The organism is Pseudomonas sp. 32_A (genome assembly GCF_017490905.1).
Taxonomy (GTDB): Bacteria; Pseudomonadota; Gammaproteobacteria; order Pseudomonadales; family Pseudomonadaceae; genus Aquipseudomonas; species Aquipseudomonas inefficax.
The window spans coordinates 26,384-51,449 of record NZ_JAFGYI010000039.1; the positions used below are offsets into that span (position 1 = coordinate 26,384).

At 57.8% G+C, this 25,066-nt stretch carries 24 protein-coding genes and 4 tRNA genes; all 28 read right to left on the reverse strand.

What is annotated here, in order from left to right; genetic code table 11:
* Positions 1-9 precede the first annotated feature (9 nt).
* Positions 10-696 carry a 30S ribosomal protein S3 gene (gene rpsC, locus J5M58_RS20690; protein WP_003255481.1) on the reverse strand — a complete coding sequence of 229 codons (687 nt, stop codon included), beginning with the start codon at positions 694-696 and terminating at the stop codon, positions 10-12.
* Between the two features lie 13 nt (positions 697-709).
* Entirely contained in the window at positions 710-1,042 is a 333-nt protein-coding gene (gene rplV / locus J5M58_RS20695) for a 50S ribosomal protein L22 (RefSeq protein WP_003103908.1), read from the reverse strand.
* An 11-nt stretch (positions 1,043-1,053) separates the two neighbouring features.
* On the reverse strand, positions 1,054-1,329 hold the full coding sequence (gene rpsS, locus J5M58_RS20700) for a 30S ribosomal protein S19 (RefSeq protein ID WP_003255482.1): 276 nt from the start codon (positions 1,327-1,329) through the stop codon (positions 1,054-1,056).
* Positions 1,330-1,345: 16 nt separating this feature from the next.
* Positions 1,346-2,170: a 50S ribosomal protein L2 gene (gene rplB, locus J5M58_RS20705; RefSeq protein WP_003255483.1), complete on the reverse strand. Its 825-nt coding sequence runs from the start codon at positions 2,168-2,170 to the stop codon at positions 1,346-1,348.
* A 14-nt stretch (positions 2,171-2,184) separates the two neighbouring features.
* Positions 2,185-2,484 (reverse strand): 50S ribosomal protein L23, encoded by a 300-nt coding sequence (rplW, locus tag J5M58_RS20710; protein WP_003255484.1) that lies wholly within the window; start codon positions 2,482-2,484, stop codon positions 2,185-2,187.
* A complete protein-coding gene (gene rplD / locus J5M58_RS20715) occupies positions 2,481-3,083 on the reverse strand; it encodes a 50S ribosomal protein L4 (RefSeq protein WP_008089819.1) in 603 nt (200 codons plus the stop codon). The genes rplW and rplD overlap by 4 nt, the downstream gene beginning before the upstream one ends.
* A gap of 12 nt (positions 3,084-3,095) precedes the next feature.
* Positions 3,096-3,731: a 50S ribosomal protein L3 gene (gene rplC, locus J5M58_RS20720; protein WP_003257089.1), complete on the reverse strand. Its 636-nt coding sequence runs from the start codon at positions 3,729-3,731 to the stop codon at positions 3,096-3,098.
* Positions 3,732-3,811: 80 nt separating this feature from the next.
* Positions 3,812-4,123, reverse strand: coding sequence for a 30S ribosomal protein S10 (rpsJ, locus tag J5M58_RS20725; protein WP_003186070.1), 312 nt, complete (start codon positions 4,121-4,123; stop codon positions 3,812-3,814).
* A 141-nt stretch (positions 4,124-4,264) separates the two neighbouring features.
* Positions 4,265-5,458: an elongation factor Tu gene (gene tuf, locus J5M58_RS20730; protein WP_013970626.1), complete on the reverse strand. Its 1,194-nt coding sequence runs from the start codon at positions 5,456-5,458 to the stop codon at positions 4,265-4,267.
* Between the two features lie 27 nt (positions 5,459-5,485).
* Entirely contained in the window at positions 5,486-7,633 is a 2,148-nt protein-coding gene (gene fusA / locus J5M58_RS20735; protein ID WP_112249305.1) for an elongation factor G, read from the reverse strand.
* Between the two features lie 30 nt (positions 7,634-7,663).
* Positions 7,664-8,134, reverse strand: coding sequence for a 30S ribosomal protein S7 (rpsG, locus tag J5M58_RS20740; RefSeq protein ID WP_003246741.1), 471 nt, complete (start codon positions 8,132-8,134; stop codon positions 7,664-7,666).
* A 106-nt stretch (positions 8,135-8,240) separates the two neighbouring features.
* The gene (rpsL, locus tag J5M58_RS20745; protein ID WP_003255492.1) at positions 8,241-8,612 is read right to left on the reverse strand and encodes a 30S ribosomal protein S12; all 372 of its coding nucleotides are present in this window, start codon (positions 8,610-8,612) and stop codon (positions 8,241-8,243) included.
* Between the two features lie 211 nt (positions 8,613-8,823).
* Complete coding sequence (gene rpoC / locus J5M58_RS20750) at positions 8,824-13,023, reverse strand: DNA-directed RNA polymerase subunit beta' (protein ID WP_112249306.1); 4,200 nt, start codon at positions 13,021-13,023, stop codon at positions 8,824-8,826.
* 64 nt (positions 13,024-13,087) lie between these two features.
* A complete protein-coding gene (gene rpoB / locus J5M58_RS20755; RefSeq protein WP_013970631.1) occupies positions 13,088-17,161 on the reverse strand; it encodes a DNA-directed RNA polymerase subunit beta in 4,074 nt (1,357 codons plus the stop codon).
* A gap of 220 nt (positions 17,162-17,381) precedes the next feature.
* Positions 17,382-17,747 carry a 50S ribosomal protein L7/L12 gene (gene rplL / locus J5M58_RS20760; protein WP_003255496.1) on the reverse strand — a complete coding sequence of 122 codons (366 nt, stop codon included), beginning with the start codon at positions 17,745-17,747 and terminating at the stop codon, positions 17,382-17,384.
* 77 nt (positions 17,748-17,824) lie between these two features.
* Positions 17,825-18,325 (reverse strand): 50S ribosomal protein L10, encoded by a 501-nt coding sequence (rplJ, locus tag J5M58_RS20765; protein WP_016715872.1) that lies wholly within the window; start codon positions 18,323-18,325, stop codon positions 17,825-17,827.
* Positions 18,326-18,522: 197 nt separating this feature from the next.
* Complete coding sequence (gene rplA, locus J5M58_RS20770) at positions 18,523-19,218, reverse strand: 50S ribosomal protein L1 (protein WP_085626170.1); 696 nt, start codon at positions 19,216-19,218, stop codon at positions 18,523-18,525.
* Positions 19,218-19,649 (reverse strand): 50S ribosomal protein L11, encoded by a 432-nt coding sequence (gene rplK, locus J5M58_RS20775; RefSeq protein ID WP_003255500.1) that lies wholly within the window; start codon positions 19,647-19,649, stop codon positions 19,218-19,220. Before rplK ends, rplA begins: the two co-directional genes overlap by 1 nt.
* A 119-nt stretch (positions 19,650-19,768) precedes the next feature.
* Positions 19,769-20,302 carry a transcription termination/antitermination protein NusG gene (nusG, locus tag J5M58_RS20780; protein WP_003255501.1) on the reverse strand — a complete coding sequence of 178 codons (534 nt, stop codon included), beginning with the start codon at positions 20,300-20,302 and terminating at the stop codon, positions 19,769-19,771.
* Positions 20,303-20,311: 9 nt separating this feature from the next.
* Entirely contained in the window at positions 20,312-20,680 is a 369-nt protein-coding gene (gene secE, locus J5M58_RS20785) for a preprotein translocase subunit SecE (RefSeq protein WP_112249307.1), read from the reverse strand.
* Between the two features lie 44 nt (positions 20,681-20,724).
* Positions 20,725-20,800, reverse strand: a tRNA-Trp gene (locus tag J5M58_RS20790).
* Positions 20,801-20,854: 54 nt separating this feature from the next.
* Complete coding sequence (tuf, locus tag J5M58_RS20795; protein WP_013970626.1) at positions 20,855-22,048, reverse strand: elongation factor Tu; 1,194 nt, start codon at positions 22,046-22,048, stop codon at positions 20,855-20,857.
* 78 nt (positions 22,049-22,126) lie between these two features.
* A tRNA-Thr gene (locus J5M58_RS20800) sits at positions 22,127-22,202 on the reverse strand.
* 29 nt (positions 22,203-22,231) lie between these two features.
* Positions 22,232-22,305: transfer RNA gene (locus J5M58_RS20805), tRNA-Gly, on the reverse strand.
* A 24-nt stretch (positions 22,306-22,329) separates the two neighbouring features.
* Positions 22,330-22,413 (reverse strand) — tRNA-Tyr (locus J5M58_RS20810).
* A gap of 152 nt (positions 22,414-22,565) precedes the next feature.
* Positions 22,566-22,991, reverse strand: coding sequence for a hypothetical protein (locus J5M58_RS20815; protein ID WP_112254065.1), 426 nt, complete (start codon positions 22,989-22,991; stop codon positions 22,566-22,568).
* A gap of 7 nt (positions 22,992-22,998) precedes the next feature.
* Positions 22,999-23,748, reverse strand: a complete 750-nt coding sequence (locus J5M58_RS20820) for a pantothenate kinase (protein ID WP_207879403.1) — start codon at positions 23,746-23,748, stop codon at positions 22,999-23,001.
* Positions 23,738-24,697 carry a bifunctional biotin--[acetyl-CoA-carboxylase] ligase/biotin operon repressor BirA gene (gene birA, locus J5M58_RS20825; protein WP_112254064.1) on the reverse strand — a complete coding sequence of 320 codons (960 nt, stop codon included), beginning with the start codon at positions 24,695-24,697 and terminating at the stop codon, positions 23,738-23,740. The genes J5M58_RS20820 and birA overlap by 11 nt, the downstream gene beginning before the upstream one ends.
* Positions 24,698-25,066 lie beyond the last annotated feature (369 nt).

The window sequence follows — 25,066 nt, forward strand, 5'->3', positions numbered from 1 at the left end:
GCGTACCCCTTACTTAGCAGCTTTTTTACGAGGCGCTGGTGCTTGTGGTTTCAGTTCTTCTTGGCGACCACCAATAACTTCGCCTTTGAAGATCCAAACCTTCACACCGATCACACCGTAGGTGGTGTGAGCTTCGTAGGTGTTGTAGTCGATATCGGCACGCAGGGTGTGCAGAGGCACACGACCTTCGCGATACCACTCGGTACGAGCAATCTCAGCACCGCCGAGACGACCGCTCACCTGGATCTTGATGCCCTTGGCACCAATACGCATGGCGTTCTGTACGGCGCGCTTCATGGCGCGACGGAACATTACGCGGCGTTCCAGCTGCTGAGCTACGCTCTGCGCAACCAGCATAGCGTCGAGTTCCGGCTTGCGGATCTCTTCGATGTTGATGTGCACAGGCACACCCATCTGCTTGGTCAGGTCCTGACGCAGCTTCTCGACATCTTCACCTTTCTTACCGATAACGATACCGGGACGAGCGGTGTGGATGGTGATGCGTGCAGTTTGAGCCGGACGATGAATATCGATACGGCTTACGGACGCGCTTTTTAGTTTGTCTTGGAGGTACTCACGCGTTTTCAGATCCTTCAACAGGTAATCTGCGTAAGTAGCACCGTCTGCGTACCAGACGGAGGTGTGCTCCTTGACGATTCCCAGGCGAATGCCAGTGGGATGTACTTTCTGACCCATCTGATCGACTCCGTTACTTGTCCGCAACCTTGACAGTGATATGGCAAGACCGCTTGACGATGCGATCAGCACGGCCTTTGGCACGTGGCATGATGCGCTTCAGCGAACGCCCTTCGTTGACGAAGACGGTGGAGACCTTCAGGTCATCAACGTCTGCGCCTTCGTTGTGTTCGGCGTTGGCAACGGCCGACTCGAGGACTTTCTTCATGATTTCAGCGGCTTTTTTGCTGCTGAAGGCCAACAGGTTGAGCGCTTCGCCCACCTTCTTCCCGCGGATCTGGTCGGCGACCAAGCGGGCTTTCTGGGCGGAGATGCGAGCGCCCGACAACTTAGCGGCTACTTCCATTTCCTTACCCCTTAACGCTTGGCTTTCTTGTCAGCCACGTGCCCGCGGTAGGTGCGGGTACCGGCGAACTCGCCCAGTTTGTGGCCGACCATGTCTTCGTTCACCAGAACTGGGACATGTTGACGACCGTTGTGTACCGCGATGGTCAGACCGACCATTTGTGGCAGGATCATCGAACGGCGCGACCAGGTTTTAACTGGCTTGCGATCGTTCTTCTCCACCGCCACTTCGACCTTCTTCAGCAGGTGAAGATCGATAAAAGGACCTTTTTTCAGAGAACGTGGCACTGTCGTATCCCTCTAGTTACTTGCGACGACGGACGATCATGTTGTCGGTACGCTTATTACCACGGGTTTTAGCACCCTTGGTTGGGAAGCCCCATGGCGATACCGGATGACGACCACCGGAGGTACGACCTTCACCACCACCGTGTGGGTGGTCAACCGGGTTCATGGCAACACCACGAACGGTTGGGCGAACGCCGCGCCAGCGTTTGGCACCAGCTTTACCCAGCGAACGCAGGCTGTGCTCGGAGTTCGAGACTTCGCCCAGGGTCGCACGGCACTCAGCCAGGACTTTACGCATTTCACCAGAGCGCAGACGCAGGGTCACGTAGACACCTTCGCGAGCGATCAGCTGAGCCGAAGCACCAGCGGAACGAGCGATCTGAGCACCTTTACCCGGCTTCAGTTCGATGCCGTGAATGGTGCTACCTACTGGAATGTTGCGCAGCTGCAGGGAGTTACCGGCCTTGATTGGGGCCAGGGCACCTGCGATCAGCTGGTCGCCAGCGCTCACGCCTTTAGGGGCGATGATGTAGCGACGCTCACCGTCTGCGTAGCACAGCAGGGCGATGTGAGCAGTACGGTTCGGGTCGTATTCGATACGCTCGACAGTGGCTGGAATGCCATCTTTGTCGTTGCGACGGAAGTCGACCAGACGGTAATGCTGCTTGTGACCACCACCAACGTGACGAGTGGTAATGCGGCCATTGTTGTTACGACCACCAGACTTCGATTTTTTCTCGATCAGCGGTGCGTGAGGAGCGCCTTTGTGCAGCTCCTTGTTGACCACCTTGACCACGAAACGGCGGCCAGGGGAAGTCGGTTTGCATTTAACGATTGCCATGATGCACCCCTTCCTTACTCAGCACTGCTGCTGAAATCGAGATCTTGGCCTGGCTGAAGGGAGACGATCGCCTTCTTCCAGTCATTACGCTTGCCCAGACCACGTGCGGTACGCTTGGTTTTACCCAGGACGTTAACAGTCGACACGTTTTCAACTTTTACGTTGAACAGGCCTTCGACAGCTTTCTTGATTTCCAGCTTGGTTGCATCGGTAGCAACCTTGAATACGAACTGGCCTTTTTTCTCAGCCAGAACGGTAGCCTTCTCGGAAACGTGCGGGCCAAGGAGGACTTTGAATACGCGTTCCTGGTTCATCCCAGCAGCTCCTCGAATTTCTTCACGGCCGAGACAGTGATCAACACTTTCTCGTATGCGATCAGACTGACCGGGTCGGAACCTTGTACGTCACGTACATCGACGTGCGGCAGGTTGCGAGCAGCCAGGTACAGGTTCTGATCAACAGCGTCGGAAACGATCAGTACGTCGTTCAGACCCATGCCGTTCAGCTTGTTCAGCAGATCTTTGGTTTTCGGCGCTTCAACAGCGAAGTCCTGAACCACGACCAGACGGTCGCTACGCACCAGCTCAGCGAGGATGGAGCGCAGGGCTGCGCGGTACATCTTCTTGTTGAGCTTCTGCGAGTGATCTTGAGGGCGAGCTGCGAAGGTTACACCACCGCCACGCCAGATCGGACCACGAGTAGTACCAGCACGAGCACGGCCAGTACCCTTCTGACGCCATGGGCGCTTACCGCCACCAGCCACGTCGGAACGGGTCTTCTGCTGCTTGGTGCCCTGACGGCCGCCGGCCATGTAGGCCACGACTGCTTGGTGTACCAGCGTCTCGTTGAATTCGCCACCGAAAGTCAGTTCGGAAACTTCGATCGCCTGAGCGTCATTTACATTGAGTTGCATGTCAGTTTCCCCTTAACCGCGAGCCTTGACAGCTGGACGTACAACCACGTCGCCGCCAGTAGCGCCTGGAACGGCACCCTTGACCAGCAGCAGGTTGCGTTCAGCGTCTACGCGAACAACTTCCAGGGACTGAACAGTCACGCGCTCGGCGCCCATGTGACCGGACATTTTCTTGCCCTTGAACACACGACCAGGAGTCTGGCACTGGCCGATGGAACCTGGGACACGGTGCGACACGGAGTTACCGTGGGTGTTGTCCTGGCCACGGAAGTTCCAGCGCTTGATGGTACCGGCGAAGCCTTTACCTTTGGACTGACCAGTAACGTCTACCAGCTGGCCTGCAGTGAAGAGTTCAGCTTTGATCAGATCGCCAGCCTGGAAATCGCCTTCTTCAAGACGGAACTCCCAGACACCGCGACCAGCGGCAACGTTGGCCTTGGCGAAGTGACCTGCCTGAGCGGCAGTCACACGCGAAGCACGACGCTCGCCGACAGTGACTTGCACTGCACGGTAGCCATCGGTTTCTTCAGTTTTGAACTGGGTGACGCGATTCGGCTCGATCTCAATGACCGTGACCGGAATGGAGACACCTTCTTCGGTGAAAATGCGGGTCATACCGCACTTGCGACCGATTACACCAATAGTCATGTTGTAAACCTCATGAGTGTACGGGGCTTTCACCCGCTATGGCCGCCCATTTCAGAGCGTTACACGACTAGACCGAAGTCTTAGCCGAGGCTGATCTGTACTTCCACACCTGCCGCCAGATCAAGCTTCATCAGCGCGTCAACGGTTTTATCCGTTGGCTGGACGATGTCCAGAACACGCTTATGAGTGCGGATCTCGTACTGGTCACGCGCGTCTTTGTTGACGTGCGGGGAAACCAGAACGGTGAAACGCTCTTTGCGGGTAGGCAGTGGAATTGGACCACGCACTTGTGCACCAGTACGTTTCGCGGTTTCCACGATTTCCTGGGTGGATTGGTCGATCAGGCGATGGTCGAAAGCCTTCAACCTGATACGGATTTGCTGATTTTGCATTGGATTTCAGACTCCAGGCTGTTCCCAACGGACGCACTACGCCCGCTAAAAGGAGGCGTGATTCTATAGACGCCCCCATTTAGTGTCAACCCAATAAAAAAAACCCCCGCTGAGCGGGGGTTTTTTCAATCGGTCGAGTGATTACTCGATGATTTTGGCTACGACGCCGGCGCCGACGGTACGACCGCCTTCACGGATAGCGAAGCGCAGACCGTCTTCCATTGCGATGGTCTTGATCAGGGTAACAGTCATCTGAATGTTGTCACCCGGCATTACCATTTCAACGCCTTCCGGCAGTTCGCAGTTACCGGTCACGTCAGTGGTACGGAAGTAGAACTGAGGACGATAGCCTTTGAAGAACGGAGTGTGACGACCGCCTTCTTCCTTCGACAGAACGTAGACTTCTGCGGTGAACTTGGTGTGCGGCTTGACCGAACCTGGCTTGACCAGAACCTGGCCACGCTCAACGTCGTCACGCTTGGTACCACGCAGCAGAACGCCGCAGTTCTCGCCAGCACGGCCTTCGTCCAGCAGCTTGCGGAACATCTCAACACCGGTGCAGGTGGTGGTGGTGGTGTCACGCAGACCAACGATTTCCAGCGGATCCTGAACGCGGACGATACCACGCTCGATACGACCGGTAACAACGGTACCACGACCCGAGATCGAGAATACGTCTTCGATCGGCATCAGGAACGGCTGGTCAACGGCACGAACTGGCTCAGGGATGTAGGCATCCAGAGTTTCTACCAGCTTCTTGACAGCGGTAGTACCCATTTCGTTGTCGTCTTTGCCTTCCAGCGCCATACGAGCCGAACCGATGATGATCGGGGTGTCGTCGCCTGGGAAGTCGTAGGTGGACAGCAGGTCGCGAACTTCCATCTCGACCAGTTCCAGCAGCTCGGCGTCGTCTACCAGGTCAGCCTTGTTCAGGAAGACCACGATGTAAGGAACGCCTACCTGACGGGACAGCAGGATGTGCTCACGGGTTTGCGGCATCGGACCATCGGCGGCCGAGCAAACCAGGATCGCGCCGTCCATCTGGGCAGCACCGGTGATCATGTTCTTCACGTAGTCAGCGTGACCTGGGCAGTCAACGTGAGCGTAGTGACGAATGTTCGAGTTGTACTCGACGTGAGCGGTGTTGATGGTGATACCGCGCGCTTTTTCTTCCGGAGCCGAGTCGATCTTGTCGAACTCAACGACTGCCGAACCGAAAACTTCGGAGCAGACGCGAGTCAGAGCTGCGGTCAGAGTGGTCTTACCGTGGTCAACGTGGCCGATAGTGCCGACGTTAACGTGGGGAAGGGAACGATCAAATTTTTCTTTAGCCACGACAGTGAACCTCTTGCCTAAAGGGGATTAGCCTTGTTTTTTAACGAGTGCTTCGACGATGTTCGACGGAGCTTCGGCGTATTTGGAGAATTCCATGGAGTAGCTTGCGCGACCCTGAGACATGGAACGAACGTCGGTTGCGTAACCGAACATCTCTCCGAGCGGAACTTCAGCGCGGACGACGCGGCCAGAGACCGACTCATCCATACCCTGGACCAGACCACGACGACGGTTCAGGTCACCCATCACGTCACCCAGGTAGTCTTCCGGGGTTACAACTTCGACCTTCATGATCGGCTCGAGAACCACGCCACCGCCTTTCTGGGCCAGTTGCTTGGTTGCCATCGAAGCAGCGATCTTGAACGCCATTTCGTTGGAGTCGACGTCGTGGTACGAACCGTCGAATACCGCGGCCTTCAGGCCGATCAGAGGATAACCGGCAACAACGCCGTTTTTCATCTGCTCTTCGATACCCTTCTGGATCGCAGGGATGTATTCCTTAGGAATCACACCGCCAACGACTTCGTTGGAGAACACCAGACCTTCGGTGATGTTGCCCTTGTCGTCCTGATCCGGCTCCGAGAAACGGATCCAGCAGTGACCGAACTGACCACGACCGCCCGACTGACGAACGAACTTGCCTTCGATCTCGACGTTGGACTTGGTGATCTTCTCGCGGTACGAAACCTGCGGCTTGCCGATGTTGGCCTCGACGTTGAACTCGCGCTTCATGCGGTCAACGAGGATGTCCAGGTGCAGCTCACCCATACCGGAGATGATGGTCTGACCAGTTTCTTCGTCGGTCTTGACGCGGAACGACGGGTCTTCCTGAGCCAGCTTGCCCAGTGCGATACCCATCTTCTCCTGGTCGGCCTTGGTTTTCGGCTCTACGGAGAGCGAAATCACAGGCTCAGGGAAGTCCATACGCTCGAGGATGATCGGCTTGTCGGCGTTGCACAGGGTGTCACCGGTGGTGACGTCCTTCATGCCGATCAGAGCAGCGATGTCGCCTGCACGTACTTCCTTGATTTCTTCACGCTGGTTGGCGTGCATCTGCACCATACGACCAACGCGTTCTTTCTTGCCCTTGACCGAGTTGATGACGGAGTCACCGGAGGTCAGGAAGCCCGAGTAAACACGAACGAAGGTCAGAGTACCAACGAACGGGTCGGTGGCAATCTTGAACGCCAGGGCCGAGAACGGCTCGTTGTCGTCAGCGTGACGCTCGTCGAACTGCTCAGGCTTGACTTCGTCCTTCGGCACGTCGATCAGGTCAGGGTGGATACCCTTGATCGCCGGGATTTCGGTCGGAGCAGGCAGGAAGTCGATAACGGCGTCGAGAACCAGGGGAACGCCCTTGTTCTTGAACGACGAACCGCAGACAGCCGGAACGATCTCGCTGGCCAGGGTGCGCGCGCGCAGGCCTGCCTTGATCTCTTCGACGGTCAGCTCACCTTCTTCAAGGTACTTGTTCATCAGCTCTTCGTTGGCTTCGGCGGCGGCTTCAACCATGTTGTTGCGCCATTCGTTAGCCAGCTCGACCATATCCGCAGGAATTTCTTCCTCGCGGTAGGTAGTGCCCTTGTCGTCGTCGTTCCAGTAGATGGCTTTCATCTTGATCAGGTCGACCTGACCCTGGAAGTCGTCTTCTGCACCGATAGCCAGCTGGACCGGAACCGGGGTGTGACCCAGGCGGTTCTTGATCTGGCCGACAACGCGCAGGAAGTTGGCACCGGCACGGTCCATCTTGTTCACGTAGACAACACGTGGAACGCCGTACTTGTTGGCCTGACGCCATACGGTTTCGGACTGCGGCTCAACGCCGGAGGTGCCGCAGAACACAACGACCGCGCCGTCGAGTACACGCAGCGAACGCTCTACTTCAATGGTGAAGTCAACGTGGCCGGGGGTATCGATGACGTTTACGCGGTAGTTGTCGTACTGACCACGGGAACCTTTCCAGAAGGTGGTAACGGCAGCGGAGGTAATGGTGATACCGCGCTCCTGCTCCTGCACCATCCAGTCGGTGGTCGCGGCGCCGTCGTGCACCTCGCCCATCTTGTGGCTCAGACCTGTGTAGAACAGGATCCGCTCGGTAGTGGTAGTCTTGCCCGCGTCAACGTGGGCACAGATACCGATGTTACGGTAGCGGTTAATTGCTGTAGTACGAGCCATAAAGCCCTCGCAAAATAATTGATGCTTGAATTAGAAGCGGTAGTGCGAGAACGCTTTGTTGGCTTCGGCCATACGGTGCACGTCTTCACGCTTCTTGACTGCAGCACCCTTGCCTTCAGCAGCATCCAGCAGTTCGCCGGCCAGGCGCAGGGCCATCGACTTCTCGCCGCGCTTGCGGGCGTAGTCTACGAGCCAGCGCATTGCCAGAGCGTTACGACGGGATGGACGAACTTCAACCGGAACCTGGTAAGTGGCACCGCCGACACGGCGGGACTTTACTTCGACCAGCGGAGCGATGGCGTCGAGAGCTTTCTCGAAGATTTCCAGGGGGTCGCTGTTCTTGCGTGCTTTGACGGTATCCAGGGCACCGTAAACGATGCGCTCGGCTACGGCCTTCTTGCCGCTTTCCATCACATGGTTCATGAACTTGGCGAGAATCTGGGATCCGTACTTCGGATCGTCAAGGATCTCACGTTTTGCTGCTACACGACGTCTTGGCATGATAAGCCCTCAAACGGTCTTCAGGTTAGCCCGGGACGTGGGTCTTCGACCCCTGCCCGACCTTACTCTTATCGACTCAAATAAATGGATGTCTGCAAACGACCGATTACTTCGGACGCTTGGTACCGTACTTCGAACGACCCTGGTTACGGCCTTTGACGCCCGAAGTATCCAGAGAGCCGCGAACGGTGTGGTAACGAACACCTGGCAAGTCTTTTACACGGCCGCCACGAATCAGGACGACGCTGTGCTCTTGCAGGTTGTGGCCTTCACCACCGATGTACGAGGAAACCTCGAAACCGTTGGTCAGACGCACACGGCATACTTTACGCAGTGCCGAGTTAGGTTTTTTCGGCGTGGTGGTGTACACGCGGGTGCACACGCCACGACGCTGCGGGCAGTTCTGCAGCGCAGGAACGTCGGACTTCTCGACCGAACGCTTACGCGGCTGACGTACCAGCTGGTTGATAGTTGCCATCTACTAGCTCCACTGATTGTCTTGCGACTCTATTGTCTTGCAAGAAAGCCAAAAATTGGCGAGACGGAGCCTCACCAAATTTAAGGGTACAAAAGTCTAAAGAGGATCTTGCACCCAGTCAAGACGAGGCCCCGGCCCTCCCCGCCCGATCATCGGCAACATTTCATGTCGTCGATGACCGTTCGAGGCTTGCCGGGGCCCTGCCCTGTACTTAGTTACCGCTGGAGTTCAGCGCTTCGGTCAGTGCGGCTTCCACCTCACTGGCGCTCACACGCAGCGGCTTGTCGGCATCACGGCGACGCTTGCGCTCGCTGTGGTAGGCCAGACCAGTACCGGCCGGGATCAGACGACCCACGACCACGTTCTCTTTCAGGCCGCGCAGGTAATCGCGCTTGCCGGTTACCGCCGCTTCGGTCAGCACGCGGGTGGTTTCCTGGAAGGAAGCCGCGGAGATGAACGACTCGGTCGACAGCGACGCCTTGGTGATACCCAGCAGCACGCGGGTGAACTTGGAGACGAACTTGTCCTCGGCGGCGAGACGCTCGTTCTCTACCAGTACCTGGGTCAGTTCCATCTGGTCGCCCTTGATGAAGCTGGAATCGCCCGACTCGGAGATCTCGACCTTGCGCAGCATCTGACGCAGGATGGTCTCGATGTGCTTGTCGTTGATCTTAACGCCTTGCAGACGGTAAACGTCCTGGATCTCGTTGACGATGTACTTCGCCAGCGCGCTCACACCCAGCAGACGCAGGATGTCGTGCGGATCGCTCGGGCCGTCGGAGATAACTTCGCCGCGGTTTACCTGTTCGCCTTCGAAGACGTTCAGGTGGCGCCACTTCGGAATCAGCTCTTCGTACGGATCGCTACCGTCGGTCGGAGTGATGACCAGACGACGCTTGCCCTTGGTCTCCTTACCGAACGCGATGGTGCCGCTGACTTCAGCCAGAATCGAGGCTTCTTTCGGACGGCGCGCTTCGAACAGGTCGGCAACGCGCGGCAGACCACCGGTGATGTCACGGGTCTTCGACGTTTCTTGCGGGATACGCGCGATAACGTCACCAACGCCGATCTGGGCACCGTCAGCCACACCGACAAGGGCGTTGGCCGGCAGGAAATACTGGGCAGGTACGTCGGTACCTGGCAGATACAGATCCTTGCCAGAAGCATCGACCATCTTGATCGCCGGACGGATTTCCTTGCCAGCGGCAGGGCGATCCTTGACGTCCAGGACTTCGATGTTGGTCAAACCGGTCAATTCGTCGGTCTGACGCTTGATGGTGATGTTTTCTTCCATGCCCACGAAGGTCACGGTACCTTTCAGCTCGGTAACGATCGGGTGGGTGTGCGGGTCCCACTTGGCGACGATGGCGCCAGCTTCGACCTTGTCACCTTCCTTGACCGAAATCACCGCACCGTAAGGCAGCTTGTAGCGCTCACGCTCACGACCGAACTCGTCGGCAATCGCCAACTCGCCCGAACGCGATACGGCAACCAGGTTGCCATCGGCACGCTCTACCTGCTTCAGGTTGTGCAGACGCACCATACCGCCGTTCTTCACCTGGACGCTGTCGGCAGCCGAGGTACGGCTTGCAGCACCACCGATGTGGAACGTACGCATGGTCAGCTGGGTACCCGGCTCACCGATCGACTGTGCAGCGATAACGCCGACAGCTTCACCGATGTTCACCTGGTGACCGCGAGCCAGGTCACGACCGTAGCACTTGGCGCAGATGCCGTAGCGGGTTTCGCAGTTGATCGGCGAACGCACGACCACTTCGTCGATGCTGTTCAGCTCGATGAACTCTACCCACTTCTCGTCGACCAGGGTACCGGCCGGAACGATGACGTCCTCGGTGCCTGGCTTGAACACGTCACGGGCGATGACACGACCCAGTACACGCTCACCCAGCGGCTCTACAACATCGCCGCCTTCGATGTGCGGGGTCATCAGCAGGCCCTGGTCGGTGCCGCAGTCGATCTCGGTAACCACCAGATCCTGGGCAACGTCTACCAGACGACGAGTCAGGTAACCGGAGTTAGCAGTCTTCAGTGCGGTATCCGCCAGACCCTTACGAGCACCGTGGGTCGAAATGAAGTACTGCAGAACGCTCAGACCTTCACGGAAGTTCGCCGTGATCGGCGTCTCGATGATGGAGCCGTCCGGCTTGGCCATCAGGCCACGCATACCGGCCAGCTGACGGATCTGGGCTGCGGAACCCCGCGCACCGGAGTCAGCCATCATGTACATCGAGTTGAAGGACTCTTGCTCGACTTCCTTGCCTTCGCGGTCGATGACCTTCTCTTTCGAGAGGTTGGCCATCATCGCCTTGGACACTTCGTCGTTCGCCTTCGACCACAAGTCGATGACCTTGTTGTACTTCTCGCCCTGGGTTACGAGGCCGGAGGCGTACTGGCTCTCGATCTCCTTCACTTCGTCGGTAGCGGTACCGATGATGCGGGCTTTTTCATCCGGGATAACGAAGTCGTTAACACCGATGGAAACGCCGGAAATGGTCGAGTAAGCGAAACCGGTGTACATCAGCTGGTCAGCGAAGATCACGGTCTCTTTCAGACCAACCACGCGATAGCACTGGTTGATCAGCTTGGAGATCGCCTTCTTCTTCATAGGCTGGTTGACCACGTCGTACGGCAGACCTGCCGGTACAACCTGGAACAGCAGCGCACGGCCGACGGTGGTGTCGACGATGCGGGTGTTCTTGACCACGGAACCATCACGCTCTTTCACGGTTTCGTTGATACGAACCTTGATTTTCGCGTGCAGGGCAGCCTCGCCGGCGCGGAATACGCGGTCGACTTCCTGCAGGTCGGCGAATACGCGACCTTCGCCCTTGGCATTGATGGCTTCACGGGTCATGTAGTAAAGACCCAGTACCACGTCCTGCGACGGAACGATGATTGGCTCACCGTTGGCTGGCGACAGGATGTTGTTGGTCGACATCATCAGCGCGCGCGCTTCGAGCTGGGCTTCCAGGGTCAGCGGCACGTGAACGGCCATCTGGTCACCGTCGAAGTCGGCGTTGTACGCGGCGCAGACCAGTGGGTGCAGCTGGATGGCCTTACCTTCGATCAGAACCGGTTCAAAGGCCTGGATACCCAGACGGTGCAGGGTCGGTGCACGGTTGAGCAGCACGGGGTGTTCGCGGATCACCTCGGCGAGCACGTCCCACACCTCTGGCAGCTCGCGCTCGACCATCTTCTTGGCAGCCTTGATGGTGGTCGCCAGACCACGCATTTCCAGCTTGCCGAAAATGAACGGCTTGAACAGCTCGAGAGCCATTTTCTTCGGCAGACCGCACTGGTGCAGACGCAGGGTCGGGCCTACGGTAATTACCGAACGGCCGGAGTAGTCCACACGCTTACCGAGCAGGTTCTGACGGAAGCGACCTTGCTTACCTTTGATCATGTCGGCCAGGGACTTCAGCGGACGCTTGTTCGAGCCAGTGATGGCGCGACCGCGACGGCCGTTGTCCAGCAGGGCGTCGACCGCTTCCTGCAGCATGCGCTTTTCGTTGCGCACGATGATGTCCGGCGCCGACAGATCCAGCAGGCGCTTCAGACGGTTGTTACGGTTGATCACCCGACGATACAGGTCGTTCAGGTCGGAGGTCGCGAAGCGGCCACCATCCAGCGGTACCAGCGGACGCAGGTCCGGCGGCAGCACTGGCAAGACGGTCAGGACCATCCACTCAGGCAGGTTGCCCGAGCCCTGGAAAGCTTCCATCAGCTTCAGGCGCTTGGACAGCTTCTTGATCTTGGTTTCCGAGTTGGTCTGCGGAATCTCTTCGCGCAGGCGACCGATCTCGTGCTCCAGGTCGATAGCGTGCAGCAGCTCGCGGACAGCTTCGGCACCCATGCGGGCGTCGAAGTCGTCACCGAACTCTTCCAGCGCTTCGAAGTACTGCTCGTCGTTCAGCAGCTGACCCTTTTCCAGAGTGGTCATGCCCGGGTCGATAACGACGTAGCTCTCGAAGTAGAGCACGCGCTCGATGTCACGCAGGGTCATGTCCATCAGCAGGCCGATACGGGACGGCAGCGACTTCAGGAACCAGATGTGGGCAACAGGCGAGGCCAGTTCGATGTGCGCCATGCGCTCACGACGAACTTTTGCCAAGGCAACTTCAACGCCGCACTTCTCGCAGATCACGCCGCGGTGCTTGAGGCGCTTGTACTTGCCGCACAGGCACTCGTAGTCCTTGACTGGGCCAAAGATCTTGGCGCAGAACAGGCCGTCACGCTCAGGTTTGAACGTACGGTAGTTGATGGTTTCCGGCTTCTTAACTTCACCGAACGACCACGAACGGATCATTTCAGGCGACGCCAGACCGATGCGGATGGCGTCGAACTCTTCGACTTGACCCTGGTTTTTCAGCAAATTCAGTAGGTCTTTCAAGGCCTTTCCTCCTGGCGGAGCAGGGAGCGGGCATTACCTGCCCCACTCCCCTTCGCGTCACGTGTTATTCGGTTTCCAGATCGATATCGATACCGAGCGAACGGATCTCTTTGATCAACACGTTGAAGGACTCGGGCATGCCCGGCTCCATACGGTGATCGCCATCCACGATGTTCTTGTACATCTTGGTACGGCCGTTCACGTCGTCCGACTTCACTGTGAGCATTTCTTGCAGGGTGTATGCCGCGCCGTATGCTTCCAGCGCCCACACTTCCATCTCCCCGAAACGCTGACCACCGAACTGCGCCTTACCACCCAGCGGCTGCTGGGTAACCAGGCTGTAGGAACCAGTGGAACGCGCGTGCATCTTGTCGTCCACCAAGTGGTTCAGCTTGAGCATGTACATGTAACCAACGGTCACAGGACGCTCGAACTTGTTGCCGGTACGGCCATCGAACAGCACCATCTGGCCGCTCTCTGGCAGGTCGGCCAGCTTCAGCATGGCCTTGATCTCGCGCTCCTTGGCACCGTCGAAGACCGGGGTAGCCATTGGCACGCCCTTCTTCAGGTTGTGGGCCAGGGCCAGGATCTCTTCGTCGGTGAACTCGTCGAGGTTTTCCTGACGACCGCCGATCTCGTTGTAGACCTCGGTCAGGAACACGCGCAGTTCAGCGGCCTTGCGCTGCTCTTCGATCATGCGATCGATCTTCTCGCCCAGCCCTTTGGCTGCGAGGCCCAGGTGGGTTTCGAGGATCTGACCGACGTTCATACGCGAAGGTACGCCCAGCGGGTTCAGTACGACATCGACCGGAGTACCGTTGGCGTCGTGCGGCATGTCTTCGACCGGCATGATTACCGAGACAACACCCTTGTTACCGTGACGACCGGCCATCTTGTCACCCGGCTGGATGCGACGGCGGATTGCCAGGTAAACCTTGACGATCTTCAGTACGCCCGGTGCCAGGTCATCGCCCTGCTGCAGCTTGCGCTTCTTGTCTTCGAACTTGTCGTCCAGCAGACGGCGACGGTCGACGATGTACTGCTGAGCCTTTTCCAGCTGCTCGTTCAGTGCATCTTCAGCCATGCGCAGTTTGAACCACTGGCCGTGCTCCAGACCGTCCAGCACTTCGTCAGTGATCACGGTGCCTTTCTTCAGGCCCGCGCCACCGTCGACCACCTGGCCGTTCAGGGCGGAACGCAGACGCTCGAAGGTTGCGCCTTCGACGATGCGGAACTCTTCGTTGAGGTCCTTGCGGATCTCGTCCAGCTGCATCTTCTCGATGGCCAGGGCGCGGCTGTCGCGCTCGACGCCATCACGGGTGAAGACCTGTACGTCGATGACGGTACCCTTGGTGCCGGTCGGCACGCGCAGGGAGGTGTCCTTAACGTCGCTGGCCTTCTCACCGAAGATTGCGCGCAGCAGTTTTTCTTCCGGAGTCAGCTGGGTTTCGCCTTTTGGCGTGACCTTGCCGACCAGGATGTCGCCAGCGCCGACTTCGGCACCCACGTAGACGATACCGGCTTCGTCCAGCTTGTTCAGTGCGGCTTCACCCACGTTCGGGATGTCCGCAGTGATTTCCTCTGGGCCAAGCTTGGTGTCACGCGCCACACAGGTCAGTTCCTGGATGTGGATGGTGGTGAAGCGGTCTTCCTGGACCACACGCTCGGACAGGCAGATGGAGTCTTCGAAGTTGAAGCCGTTCCACGCCATGAACGCGATGCGCATGTTCTGACCCAGTGCCAGTTCACCCATATCGGTGGACGGGCCGTCGGCCATGATGTCGCCACGCTGAACCTTGTCACCCTTGCTCACCAGCGGACGCTGGTTGATGCAGGTGTTCTGGTTCGAACGGGTGTACTTGGTCAGGTTGTAGATATCCACACCTGCTTCGCCGGTTTCCACTTCGTCGTCGGCAACGCGAACAACGATACGGCTGGCATCGACCGAGTCGATCACACCACCGCGGCGAGCAACCACGCAGACACCGGAGTCACGAGCAACGTTGCGCTCCATGCCGGTACCTACCAGCGGCTTGTCGGCGCGCAGGGTCGGTACAGCCTGACGCTGCATGTTCGAACCCATCAACGCACGGTTGGCGTCGTCGTGCTCGAGGAACGGAATCAGCGACGCAGCGACCGAAACAACCTGCTTCGGCGAAACGTCCATCAGGGTGACGTCTTCCGGCGCCTTGACGGTGAATTCGTTCAGGTGACGAACAGCTACCAGCTCATCGATCAGTTGCTTCTTCTCGTTCATCGCGGCCGAAGCCTGGGCGATGACATGATCCGCTTCTTCAATGGCCGACAGGAACACGATGTCGTCGCTGACCACGCCTTCCTTCACCACGCGGTACGGGCTTTCCAGGAAGCCGTACTGGTTGGTGCGGGCATAGGCTGCCAGGGAGTTGATCAGACCGATGTTCGGACCTTCAGGGGTCTCGATCGGGCACACACGGCCGTAGTGGGTCGGGTGTACGTCACGGACTTCGAAGCCGGCACGCTCACGGGTCAGACCGCCAGGGCCGAGCGCGGAGACGCGGCGCTTGTGGGTGATCTCGGAGAGCGGGTTGTTCTGGTCCATGAACTGGGACAGCTGGCTGGAACCGAAGAACTCTTTCACTGCCGCCGCTACCGGCTTGGCATTGATCAGGTCCTGCGGCATCAGGCCTTCGCTTTCCGCCATCGACAGGCGTTCCTTGACCGCGCGCTCGACGCGCACCAGGCCAACGCGGAACTGGTTCTCGGCCATCTCGCCGACGCAACGTACGCGACGGTTACCCAGGTGGTCGATGTCGTCGACGATGCCTTTGCCGTTACGGATGTCGACCAGGGTCTTCAGAACCTCGACGATATCTTCCTTGCTCAGCACGCCCGAACCTTCGATCTCGGTACGACCGATACGACGGTTGAACTTCATGCGGCCAACGGCGGACAGGTCGTAACGCTCGGCGCTGAAGAACAGGTTGTTGAACAGGGTCTCGGCAGCGTCCTTGGTTGGCGGCTCGCCAGGACGCATCATGCGGTAGATCTCGACCAGGGCTTCCAGCTGGTTGCTGGTAGTGTCGATCTTCAGGGTATCGGAGATGAACGGACCGCAGTCGATGTCGTTGGTGTACAGGGTCTCGATACGGACGACCTGTGCCTTGGCGACCTTGATCAGCAGTTCGGTGGTCATCTCGGTATTGCATTCGGCCAGGATCTCGCCGGTAGCCGGATGCACGATGGCCTTGGCGGTAGTGCGGCCCAGGACGTATTCCATAGGAACGTCCAGCTGCTTGACGCCGGCCTTCTCGAGCTGGTTGATGTGGCGCGCGGTAATACGGCGGCCCTGCTCGACGATGACTTTGCCGGTTTCGTCATGGATATCCATGACTGCAACCTCACCACGCAGACGCTGCGGTACCAGTTCCAGGCTGAGTTTCTCGCCGGAAATGTGGAACACGTTGGTGGTGTAGAAGGTGTTCAGCACTTCTTCAGTGCTGTAGCCCAGGGCACGCAGCAGCACCGAGGCCGGCAGTTTGCGGCGACGGTCGATACGTACGAACACGCAGTCCTTCGGGTCGAACTCGAAGTCCAGCCAGGAGCCGCGGTAAGGGATGATGCGAGCGGAGTACAGCAGCTTGCCGGAGCTGTGAGTCTTGCCACGGTCGTGGTCGAAGAACACACCAGGCGAACGGTGCAGCTGGGAAACGATCACACGCTCGGTACCGTTGATAACGAAGGTACCGTTCTCAGTCATCAGGGGGATTTCACCCATGTAGACTTCTTGCTCTTTGATGTCCTTGATCGCTTTGTTCGACGATTCCTTGTCGAAGATGATCAGGCGCACCTTGACCCGCAGTGGGACTGCAAAGGTCACGCCACGCAGGACACATTCCTTCACATCGAAGGCGGGTTCGCCCAGGCGATAGCCTACGTACTCCAGGGCAGCATTGCCGGAGTAGCTGATGATCGGAAATACCGATTTGAAGGCCGCGTGCAGGCCGACGTCGCGGAACTGATCCTTGGATGCTCCCGCTTGCAGGAATTCGCGATACGAATCCAGCTGGATGGCCAGGAGGTAAGGCACATCCATGACGTCCGGCAACTTGCTAAAGTCCTTGCGGATACGTTTTTTCTCAGTGTATGAGTAAGCCATCAGCGTTCCCCAGCTTGGTCACCTGCTTGTTTGGCTTCTCCCGGCGGGAGCAGCCAGAAAATCGTGCAAACCCCTTGGTTTGCGCCACCCACATGGGTGTCTTGCAGCTTGTTATCGGGGCCGGCCTGACCGGCCACCAATAACGGAAAAAGGCCGGTGGCATAAGCCACCAGCCATCAGCCCTTCGCTCAACGCTCGGACTGGAGTCGCAAGGTCGAGATTACTTCAGCTCGACTTTAGCGCCAGCTTCTTCCAGCTTCTTCTTAGCGTCTTCAGCGGCTTCTTTCGAAACGCCTTCAGCTACAACCTGAGGAGCGCCATCGACTTTCTCTTTGGCTTCTTTCAGGCCCAGACCGGTCAGTTCGCGAACGGCTTTGATCACGTTCACTTTCTTGTCGCCGGCTTCAACCAGAACAACGTTGAACTCGGTCTGCTCTTCAACAACGGCAGCAGCAGCAGCTGGGCCAGCAGCGGCAACAGCAGCGGTAACGCCGAAGGTTTCTTCCATAGCTTTGATCAGCTCAACAACTTCCAGAACGGTTTTCTGGCCGATTGCTTCGATGATTTGTTCGTTAGTCAGAGACATGACTTAAATCCTGTATTGGGGTGACAGCCTACGCAGCCATCAAATTAAACGTATGATTTTGAAAGAGTTCGCACGCGTTAGGCGGCGGTAGCTTCTTTCTGGTCGCGAATGGCTGCCAGAGTACGAGCCAGCTTGCTGGTGGCGCCTTGAATAACGCTCATCAGTTTTGCGATAGCTTCGTCGCGGGTCGGCAGGGTAGCCAACACGTCGATCTGGTTCGCTGCAATGAAATTGCCGTCAAACGCAGCTGCCTTGATCTCGAACTTGTCCTGACCCTTGGCGAACTCTTTGAACAGACGAGCAGCAGCGCCCGGGTGTTCGTTGGAGAAAGCAATCAGGGTCGGGCCTTTGAACGCGTCGTTGAGGATCGAGAATTCGGTGCCTTCAACAGCGCGCTTGAGCAGGGTGTTACGTACGACACGTACGTAAACGCCAGCTTCGCGGGCCTCTTTACGGAGTCCGGTCATTGCGCTTACAGTCACACCACGGGCATCAGCCACGACAGCGGACAGAGCGACTTTGGCAGCCTCGTTGACTTCAGCGACGATGGCCTTCTTGTCTTCGAGTTTAATTGCCACGGGTTTACTCCTGGTTTTTACCGTTTCATCTGGCCGAAGCCGGATGTCGTTTTGGTGTCTGATTCGGTAACGAATCGGGAGCACCATCTGCGTGGGCTGGTGTTTTAAGGCTCGCGCCGCCTACGGTCTTGGATAGCCCCCGCCAGGCAGGGACCCCAATTTTTGCAGGTGGCGCGACAAGTCGCGCCACCATGTTCTTACACGTTCAGCGAGCTCTGATCGATGACCAGACCTGGGCCCATGGTGGTGCTCAGGGTAACGCGCTTGACGTAGATACCTTTCGAGGAAGCTGGCTTGATACGCTTCAGATCAGCGATCAGGGCTTCAACGTTTTCCTTCAGCTTGCCGGCTTCGAAGCCGATCTTGCCAACGGAGGTGTGGATGATACCGTTCTTGTCGGTACGGTAGCGAACCTGACCAGCCTTGGCGTTCTTGACGGCGCCGGCTACGTCTGGGGTTACGGTACCAACTTTCGGGTTAGGCATCAGGCCGCGAGGACCCAGAACCTGACCCAGCTGACCTACAACGCGCATGGCATCAGGCGATGCGATGACGACGTCATAGTTCAGGTCGCCGCCTTTCATTTCGGCAGCCAGATCGTCCATACCTACGCGGTCAGCGCCGGCAGCCAGAGCGGCTTCAGCAGCTGGACCCTGGGTGAAGACAGCAACGCGAACGGTCTTGCCAGTGCCGTGTGGCAGCACGGTAGCGCTACGTACGACCTGGTCGGATTTACGCGGGTCAACACCGAGGTTAACGGCGATGTCGTAGGACTCTACGAACTTGGCAGCCGGCAGCGAAGCCAGCAGAGTGGCCGCTTCTTCGAAGTTGTAGGCCTTGCCTGCTTCGATTTTCTCGGCGATTGCCTTTTGGCGTTTGGTCAGCTTAGCCATTACACACCCTCCACGTTCAGGCCCATGCTGCGGGCAGAGCCAGCGATGGTGCGTACAGCAGCGTCCAGGTCAGCGGCAGTCAGATCAGCCTGTTTAGCCTTGGCGATGTCTTCCAGCTGAGCACGGGTAACGGTACCGACTTTAACGGTGTTCGGACGAGCCGAACCACTGGTCAGGCCAGCAGCTTTCTTCAGCAGAACCGAGGCAGGGGTGCTCTTGGTCTCGAAGGTGAAGCTACGGTCGCTGTAGACAGTGATGATCACAGGAGTCGGCAGGCCGGCTTCTTGACCCTGAGTACGGGCGTTGAAGGCCTTGCAGAATTCCATGATGTTCACACCGTGTTGACCCAGTGCTGGACCAACGGGTGGGCTTGGGTTGGCCTGGCCGGCCTTAACTTGCAGCTTGATGTAAGCCTGAATCTTCTTAGCCATGAGCTACTCCAAAATCGGGTACGAACGCCTGATGGCTCCCCGGATGACTTGCGTTTTATCCCAGTGACGACAAAACCCCGCAGCACACAGGGCTGCGGGGTATGGGATGCTTCGTCCGCCTAGACCTTTTCGACCTGGCTGAACTCGAGCTCTACCGGAGTAGAGCGACCGAAAATGAGCACTGCAACCTGCAGGCGGCTCTTCTCGTAGTTAACCTCTTCGACACTACCATTGAAGTCAGCGAACGGACCGTCAATGACTCGAACCACTTCACCCGGCTCGAACAGTGTCTTCGGCTTCGGCTTGTCGCTACCGTCGGCTACGCGACGCAGGATGGCCTCAGCTTCTTTATCAGTGATCGGCGCAGGCTTGTCTGCGGTACCACCAATAAAGCCCATCACACGAGGGGTATCCTTGACCAAGTGCCAAGTCCCTTCGTTCATCTCCATCTGGACCAATACATAGCCAGGGAAGAATTTACGCTCACTCTTGCGCTTCTGGCCGTTGCGCATTTCGACGACTTCTTCGGTCGGGACCAGGATCTCGCCGAAACCGTCTTCCATGCCAGCCAGCTTGACGCGCTCGATCAGGGAGCGCATTACATGCTTCTCGTAACCCGAGTAAGCATGCACAACATACCAACGCTTAGCCACGGATCACCTTTAGCCAACGATCAAGGAGACCGCCCAGCCGAGCAGGGAATCAAGACCCCACAGCAGCAGTGCCATAACCAGCACGACAGCCACGACAATCAGCGTGGTCTGGGTGGTTTCCTGGCGGGTCGGCCACACGACTTTACGAATCTCGGTACGAGCTTCCTTCGCCAGCGTAAAGAACGACTTGCCCTTCGCAGTCTGCAAGGCAACAAAGCCCGCGACAGCAGCCAGGACGAGAAGTGCAAGGACGCGATACAGGATCGGGGACGCGGAGTAATACTGGTTACCCACTACGCCGACAACCACCAAAGCCACTACAGCCAGCCACTTGAACAGATCAAAACGCGATTCTTGGGCTTCAGTTTTGGGAGTCATCGAGGAGGATCCTGTAAGAAGAAAGCCATCACACCGAAGTGAAATGGCAGGTCAGGAGGGAATCGAACCCCCAACCTACGGTTTTGGAGACCGTCGCTCTGCCAATTGAGCTACTGACCTGTAACGCTGTATCAGGCCGGCCATTATACCGGCCTGATCAAGTAAATCAACTACTTATTCAATAATTTTTGCTACGACGCCGGCGCCGACGGTACGACCGCCTTCACGGATAGCGAAGCGCAGACCGTCTTCCATTGCGATGGTCTTGATCAGGGTAACAGTCATCTGAATGTTGTCACCCGGCATTACCATTTCAACGCCTTCCGGCAGTTCGCAGTTACCGGTCACGTCAGTGGTACGGAAGTAGAACTGAGGACGATAGCCTTTGAAGAACGGAGTGTGACGACCGCCTTCTTCCTTCGACAGAACGTAGACTTCTGCGGTGAACTTGGTGTGCGGCTTGACCGAACCTGGCTTGACCAGAACCTGGCCACGCTCAACGTCGTCACGCTTGGTACCACGCAGCAGAACGCCGCAGTTCTCGCCAGCACGGCCTTCGTCCAGCAGCTTGCGGAACATCTCAACACCGGTGCAGGTGGTGGTGGTGGTGTCACGCAGACCAACGATTTCCAGCGGATCCTGAACGCGGACGATACCACGCTCGATACGACCGGTAACAACGGTACCACGACCCGAGATCGAGAATACGTCTTCGATCGGCATCAGGAACGGCTGGTCAACGGCACGAACTGGCTCAGGGATGTAGGCATCCAGAGTTTCTACCAGCTTCTTGACAGCGGTAGTACCCATTTCGTTGTCGTCTTTGCCTTCCAGCGCCATACGAGCCGAACCGATGATGATCGGGGTGTCGTCGCCTGGGAAGTCGTAGGTGGACAGCAGGTCGCGAACTTCCATCTCGACCAGTTCCAGCAGCTCGGCGTCGTCTACCAGGTCAGCCTTGTTCAGGAAGACCACGATGTAAGGAACGCCTACCTGACGGGACAGCAGGATGTGCTCACGGGTTTGCGGCATCGGACCATCGGCGGCCGAGCAAACCAGGATCGCGCCGTCCATCTGGGCAGCACCGGTGATCATGTTCTTCACGTAGTCAGCGTGACCTGGGCAGTCAACGTGAGCGTAGTGACGAATGTTCGAGTTGTACTCGACGTGAGCGGTGTTGATGGTGATACCGCGCGCTTTTTCTTCCGGAGCCGAGTCGATCTTGTCGAACTCAACGACTGCCGAACCGAAAACTTCGGAGCAGACGCGAGTCAGAGCTGCGGTCAGAGTGGTCTTACCGTGGTCAACGTGGCCGATAGTGCCGACGTTAACGTGGGGAAGGGAACGATCAAACTTTTCCTTAGCCATCGATACAATCCTCCGCAGAAGAAATAGTCTTGCGCTGATAAAACAAAGGCAGATATTTTCATATCTGCCTTGTTTATATGGAGCTCTTGAGCGGACTTGAACCGCTGACCTCACCCTTACCAAGGGTGTGCTCTACCAACTGAGCTACAAGAGCGAAACACTTTGTGCAAAATCCAGCAAACTTGGAGCGGGTAGCGGGAATCGAACCCGCATCATCAGCTTGGAAGGCTGAGGTTCTACCACTAAACTATACCCGCGGAGCTTGCGGCTCTCGCTAAAACTGGTGGAGGGAGAAGGATTCGAACCTTCGAAGCTCTCGCAACGGATTTACAGTCCGTCCCCTTTGACCGCTCGGGAATCCCTCCAGATGTGGCCGGCATTCTATTTGTCTGCCGCCCTAGTGTCAAGCGTTTTTTCAAATTTTTTCAATCAAATCTGAAACTTAGCTGCTTTGACACCGCTTCCAGCTCTACCACCTGAGTGGTGTTCCCTGTGAAGCGGGCGCCATTCTATCAAGCTATTCGCCAGTTGCAATACCCTGGCAGAAAATAATTTTGTGTTTTAAGTCTTTGAAATCGTTGGAAAGAATTGCGATGACGGTTTGGTCCAGCAAACGCTCGCTTTCAGCGGCAACCTTGAGCCAACGACCCTCCGCTCCCGCTAGCTGGCCCGCCACCGGTAGCGTGGAAATATCCAGGCTTAACAGACGCTGACGCAGTGCATCGAGCTCCCCCTGACCCATAACGCCGCCGACTACCAGGCACTCATCCCGACGTTTGGGTGGCGCCGACACACCTGTTTCACGCAACAGACGGATTTCTTGCTGATTCCCCTTGTACAGCGAAAGGGGTGCCACTTCCTTGACCTTCAGCGGGGCTTCCTGCTGGTGCCACACGTAATAAAAGACGTTGAGCACCAGTAACAGCAGAAACAACCAACGCATAGGCACCTCAATCCAATGGGCAGGCCATGGCCAAGCCAACGAAAACCAGGTCAGGCACGACGCGCGCCTGCGGCACGGCCTCTTTTACCAACGGCGCATCACCGCCGGTGAGAAAGACTGCAAAATCGTCCCCCCACAGCGCCCGCGCCTGTTCGAGCTGGGTACGCGCGAAACCCTGGAGCATCAAAACGCATCCGCGCTCGACCGCCTCGACAGTCGAACGCCCTGGCGCCAGGCTGGCCAATGCACGCTCAGCCGAGGCATCGTCATAACGGATACGCCGGGTGTGCGTACGCAACTGGCTACGCATCAATGGCATACCCGGGCAGATGTAGCCACCCAGGTGCTCGCCGTCCGCTGCAACGAAATCCGCTTTTGCAGCGGTGCCCAGATCAATGACCAGGCATGAGCGCCCGGCCAGGTGAAAGGCTCCCAACGCCGCCAACCAACGGTCCATGCCCAGGCGCTGGTAGTCGTCATAGCCATTGCGCACACCCGCCAGTTCCTGGGCCGGGTGCGCCACTCGCGCTTGCACGGCAAACGCCTGGGCAATCAGCGCGCAAAGCGCGTCGGTTTCTTCTTCACTGCGCACACTGACAATGCGGCAGCCGGTAAGACGCACGGAAGCAAGTGCAGCCACCTCGGCCACCAGCGCCTGATCGGAGTCGACGATACCGCCGCTTTCGATCGCTGCATCAGCGACATGGATTACCCGCCACTTGATGAAACTGTTACCGCAATCGAGCTCAAGAATCATCGCGCAACCTCAAACTGAGCTCACCACCACTAAAGCTCTTTTCCACCCCGTCCACCTCAAGGCGCAAACCGCCCTGCCCGTCGACACCAAGAACCACACCATCGATATGTGTGTTACCGGCAATCAGAGAAACCTTGCGCCCCTGCCAGAGGTGCGCCTGCTCCCATTCTTCCTGGAATGCAGCAAACCCGTAGCGACGATGCCGCGCCAATTCGTGCTGCAACTGCTGGCTGAGCAACGCTACCAGCCGGTTACGGTCGACTGCCGCCCCTGCTTCGCGGCGCATCGAGGTCCACAGCTGGTCGACCTGATCGTTGAGCTGCATGTTCACATTGATGCCGATACCCAGCACCACATGGCATACATCTGCCGGGTCGCCCACCAATTCCAAGAGGATACCGGTGATCTTCTGTCCGCGAACGAGGACATCATTGGGCCATTTGAGCCCTACATCCTTCACCCCAAACGCCTGCAGGGTACGCATAACCGCCAACCCCACCACTAGACTCAAGCCCTCGAGCTGGCGCATGCCGCCATCCACACGGAGTACCAGGCTGTAATACAGGTTTTCGGCAAACGGGCTGACCCACTGCCGACCGCGCCGACCACGGCCGGCGCTCTGGCGCTCAGCCAGGATCAGGAATGGAGCAATCTGCCCTTCCGCGGCGAGCCGCAGGCCTTCGGCATTGGTCGAATCGATGGTGTCGTGGATAAAAACAGGCCACTGCTCGCCTTCGGTAAACTCGGCAATCGCTTGTGCATCGAGCAAAGCCAGTGGCGCCGATAGCTGATAGCCGCGCCCACGAACCTTGTGAATAGTGAGGTTCAGTTCGCTCTCCAGGTGCTGCAGCTGCTTCCAAACAGCGCTGCGACTTACCCCGAGGGCGGCCCCCAGAGCTTCTCCGGAATGGAACCGTCCATCCTTGAGGAGATTCAACAACTTCAGCATGCCAGTCTCGACTTGGAATAAGGCAGGCATGATAGCTATGGGCTGTTGGCTTGCATAGGAAAAGGGCCTGCCGGCAGGATGGAGGCCACCCCCCGCAGCCCCCCCCCTCGAAGACCGCGCCGCACTTGAGGGCTTTAACCGCGAAGCAGACAGCGCGGTGGATGGCACCGGCTTTGCCGGTGTTCGCGGGTGAACCCACTCCCACAGAGAAGGGTTGTGCAGGCCTGTGGCTTCCGGGCCACAAAGACAAAACCCCTACCTGCATGCGCAGATAGGGGTTTTGCGAAATGAATCTTGACGATGACCTACTCTCACATGGGGAAACCCCACACTACCATCGGCGATGCATCGTTTCACTGCTGAGTTCGG

Excerpts from the sequence above, each read along its gene's own strand:
- birA (WP_112254064.1), bottom strand. The coding sequence starts at position 24,697 with ATGCTGAAGTTGTTGAATCTCCTCAAGGATGGACGGTTCCATTCCGGA.
- rpsL (WP_003255492.1), bottom strand. The coding sequence starts at position 8,612 with ATGGCAACTATCAACCAGCTGGTACGTCAGCCGCGTAAGCGTTCGGTC.
- rplD (WP_008089819.1), bottom strand. The coding sequence starts at position 3,083 with ATGCAACTCAATGTAAATGACGCTCAGGCGATCGAAGTTTCCGAACTG.
- secE (WP_112249307.1), bottom strand. The coding sequence starts at position 20,680 with ATGACTCCCAAAACTGAAGCCCAAGAATCGCGTTTTGATCTGTTCAAG.
- J5M58_RS20815 (WP_112254065.1), bottom strand. The coding sequence starts at position 22,991 with ATGCGTTGGTTGTTTCTGCTGTTACTGGTGCTCAACGTCTTTTATTAC.
- rplL (WP_003255496.1), bottom strand. The coding sequence starts at position 17,747 with ATGTCTCTGACTAACGAACAAATCATCGAAGCAATCGGCCAGAAAACC.
- rpsJ (WP_003186070.1), bottom strand. The coding sequence starts at position 4,123 with ATGCAAAATCAGCAAATCCGTATCAGGTTGAAGGCTTTCGACCATCGC.
- rplA (WP_085626170.1), bottom strand. The coding sequence starts at position 19,218 with ATGGCTAAGCTGACCAAACGCCAAAAGGCAATCGCCGAGAAAATCGAA.
- rpoB (WP_013970631.1), bottom strand. The coding sequence starts at position 17,161 with ATGGCTTACTCATACACTGAGAAAAAACGTATCCGCAAGGACTTTAGC.
- rplC (WP_003257089.1), bottom strand. The coding sequence starts at position 3,731 with ATGACTATTGGTGTAATCGGTCGCAAGTGCGGTATGACCCGCATTTTC.
- rplW (WP_003255484.1), bottom strand. The coding sequence starts at position 2,484 with ATGAACCAGGAACGCGTATTCAAAGTCCTCCTTGGCCCGCACGTTTCC.
- rplV (WP_003103908.1), bottom strand. The coding sequence starts at position 1,042 with ATGGAAGTAGCCGCTAAGTTGTCGGGCGCTCGCATCTCCGCCCAGAAA.
- J5M58_RS20820 (WP_207879403.1), bottom strand. The coding sequence starts at position 23,748 with ATGATTCTTGAGCTCGATTGCGGTAACAGTTTCATCAAGTGGCGGGTA.
- fusA (WP_112249305.1), bottom strand. The coding sequence starts at position 7,633 with ATGGCTCGTACTACAGCAATTAACCGCTACCGTAACATCGGTATCTGT.
- rpsG (WP_003246741.1), bottom strand. The coding sequence starts at position 8,134 with ATGCCAAGACGTCGTGTAGCAGCAAAACGTGAGATCCTTGACGATCCG.
- tuf (WP_013970626.1), bottom strand. The coding sequence starts at position 22,048 with ATGGCTAAGGAAAAGTTTGATCGTTCCCTTCCCCACGTTAACGTCGGC.
- rplB (WP_003255483.1), bottom strand. The coding sequence starts at position 2,170 with ATGGCAATCGTTAAATGCAAACCGACTTCCCCTGGCCGCCGTTTCGTG.
- rpsC (WP_003255481.1), bottom strand. The coding sequence starts at position 696 with ATGGGTCAGAAAGTACATCCCACTGGCATTCGCCTGGGAATCGTCAAG.
- rplK (WP_003255500.1), bottom strand. The coding sequence starts at position 19,649 with ATGGCTAAGAAGATTCAGGCTTACATCAAGCTGCAAGTTAAGGCCGGC.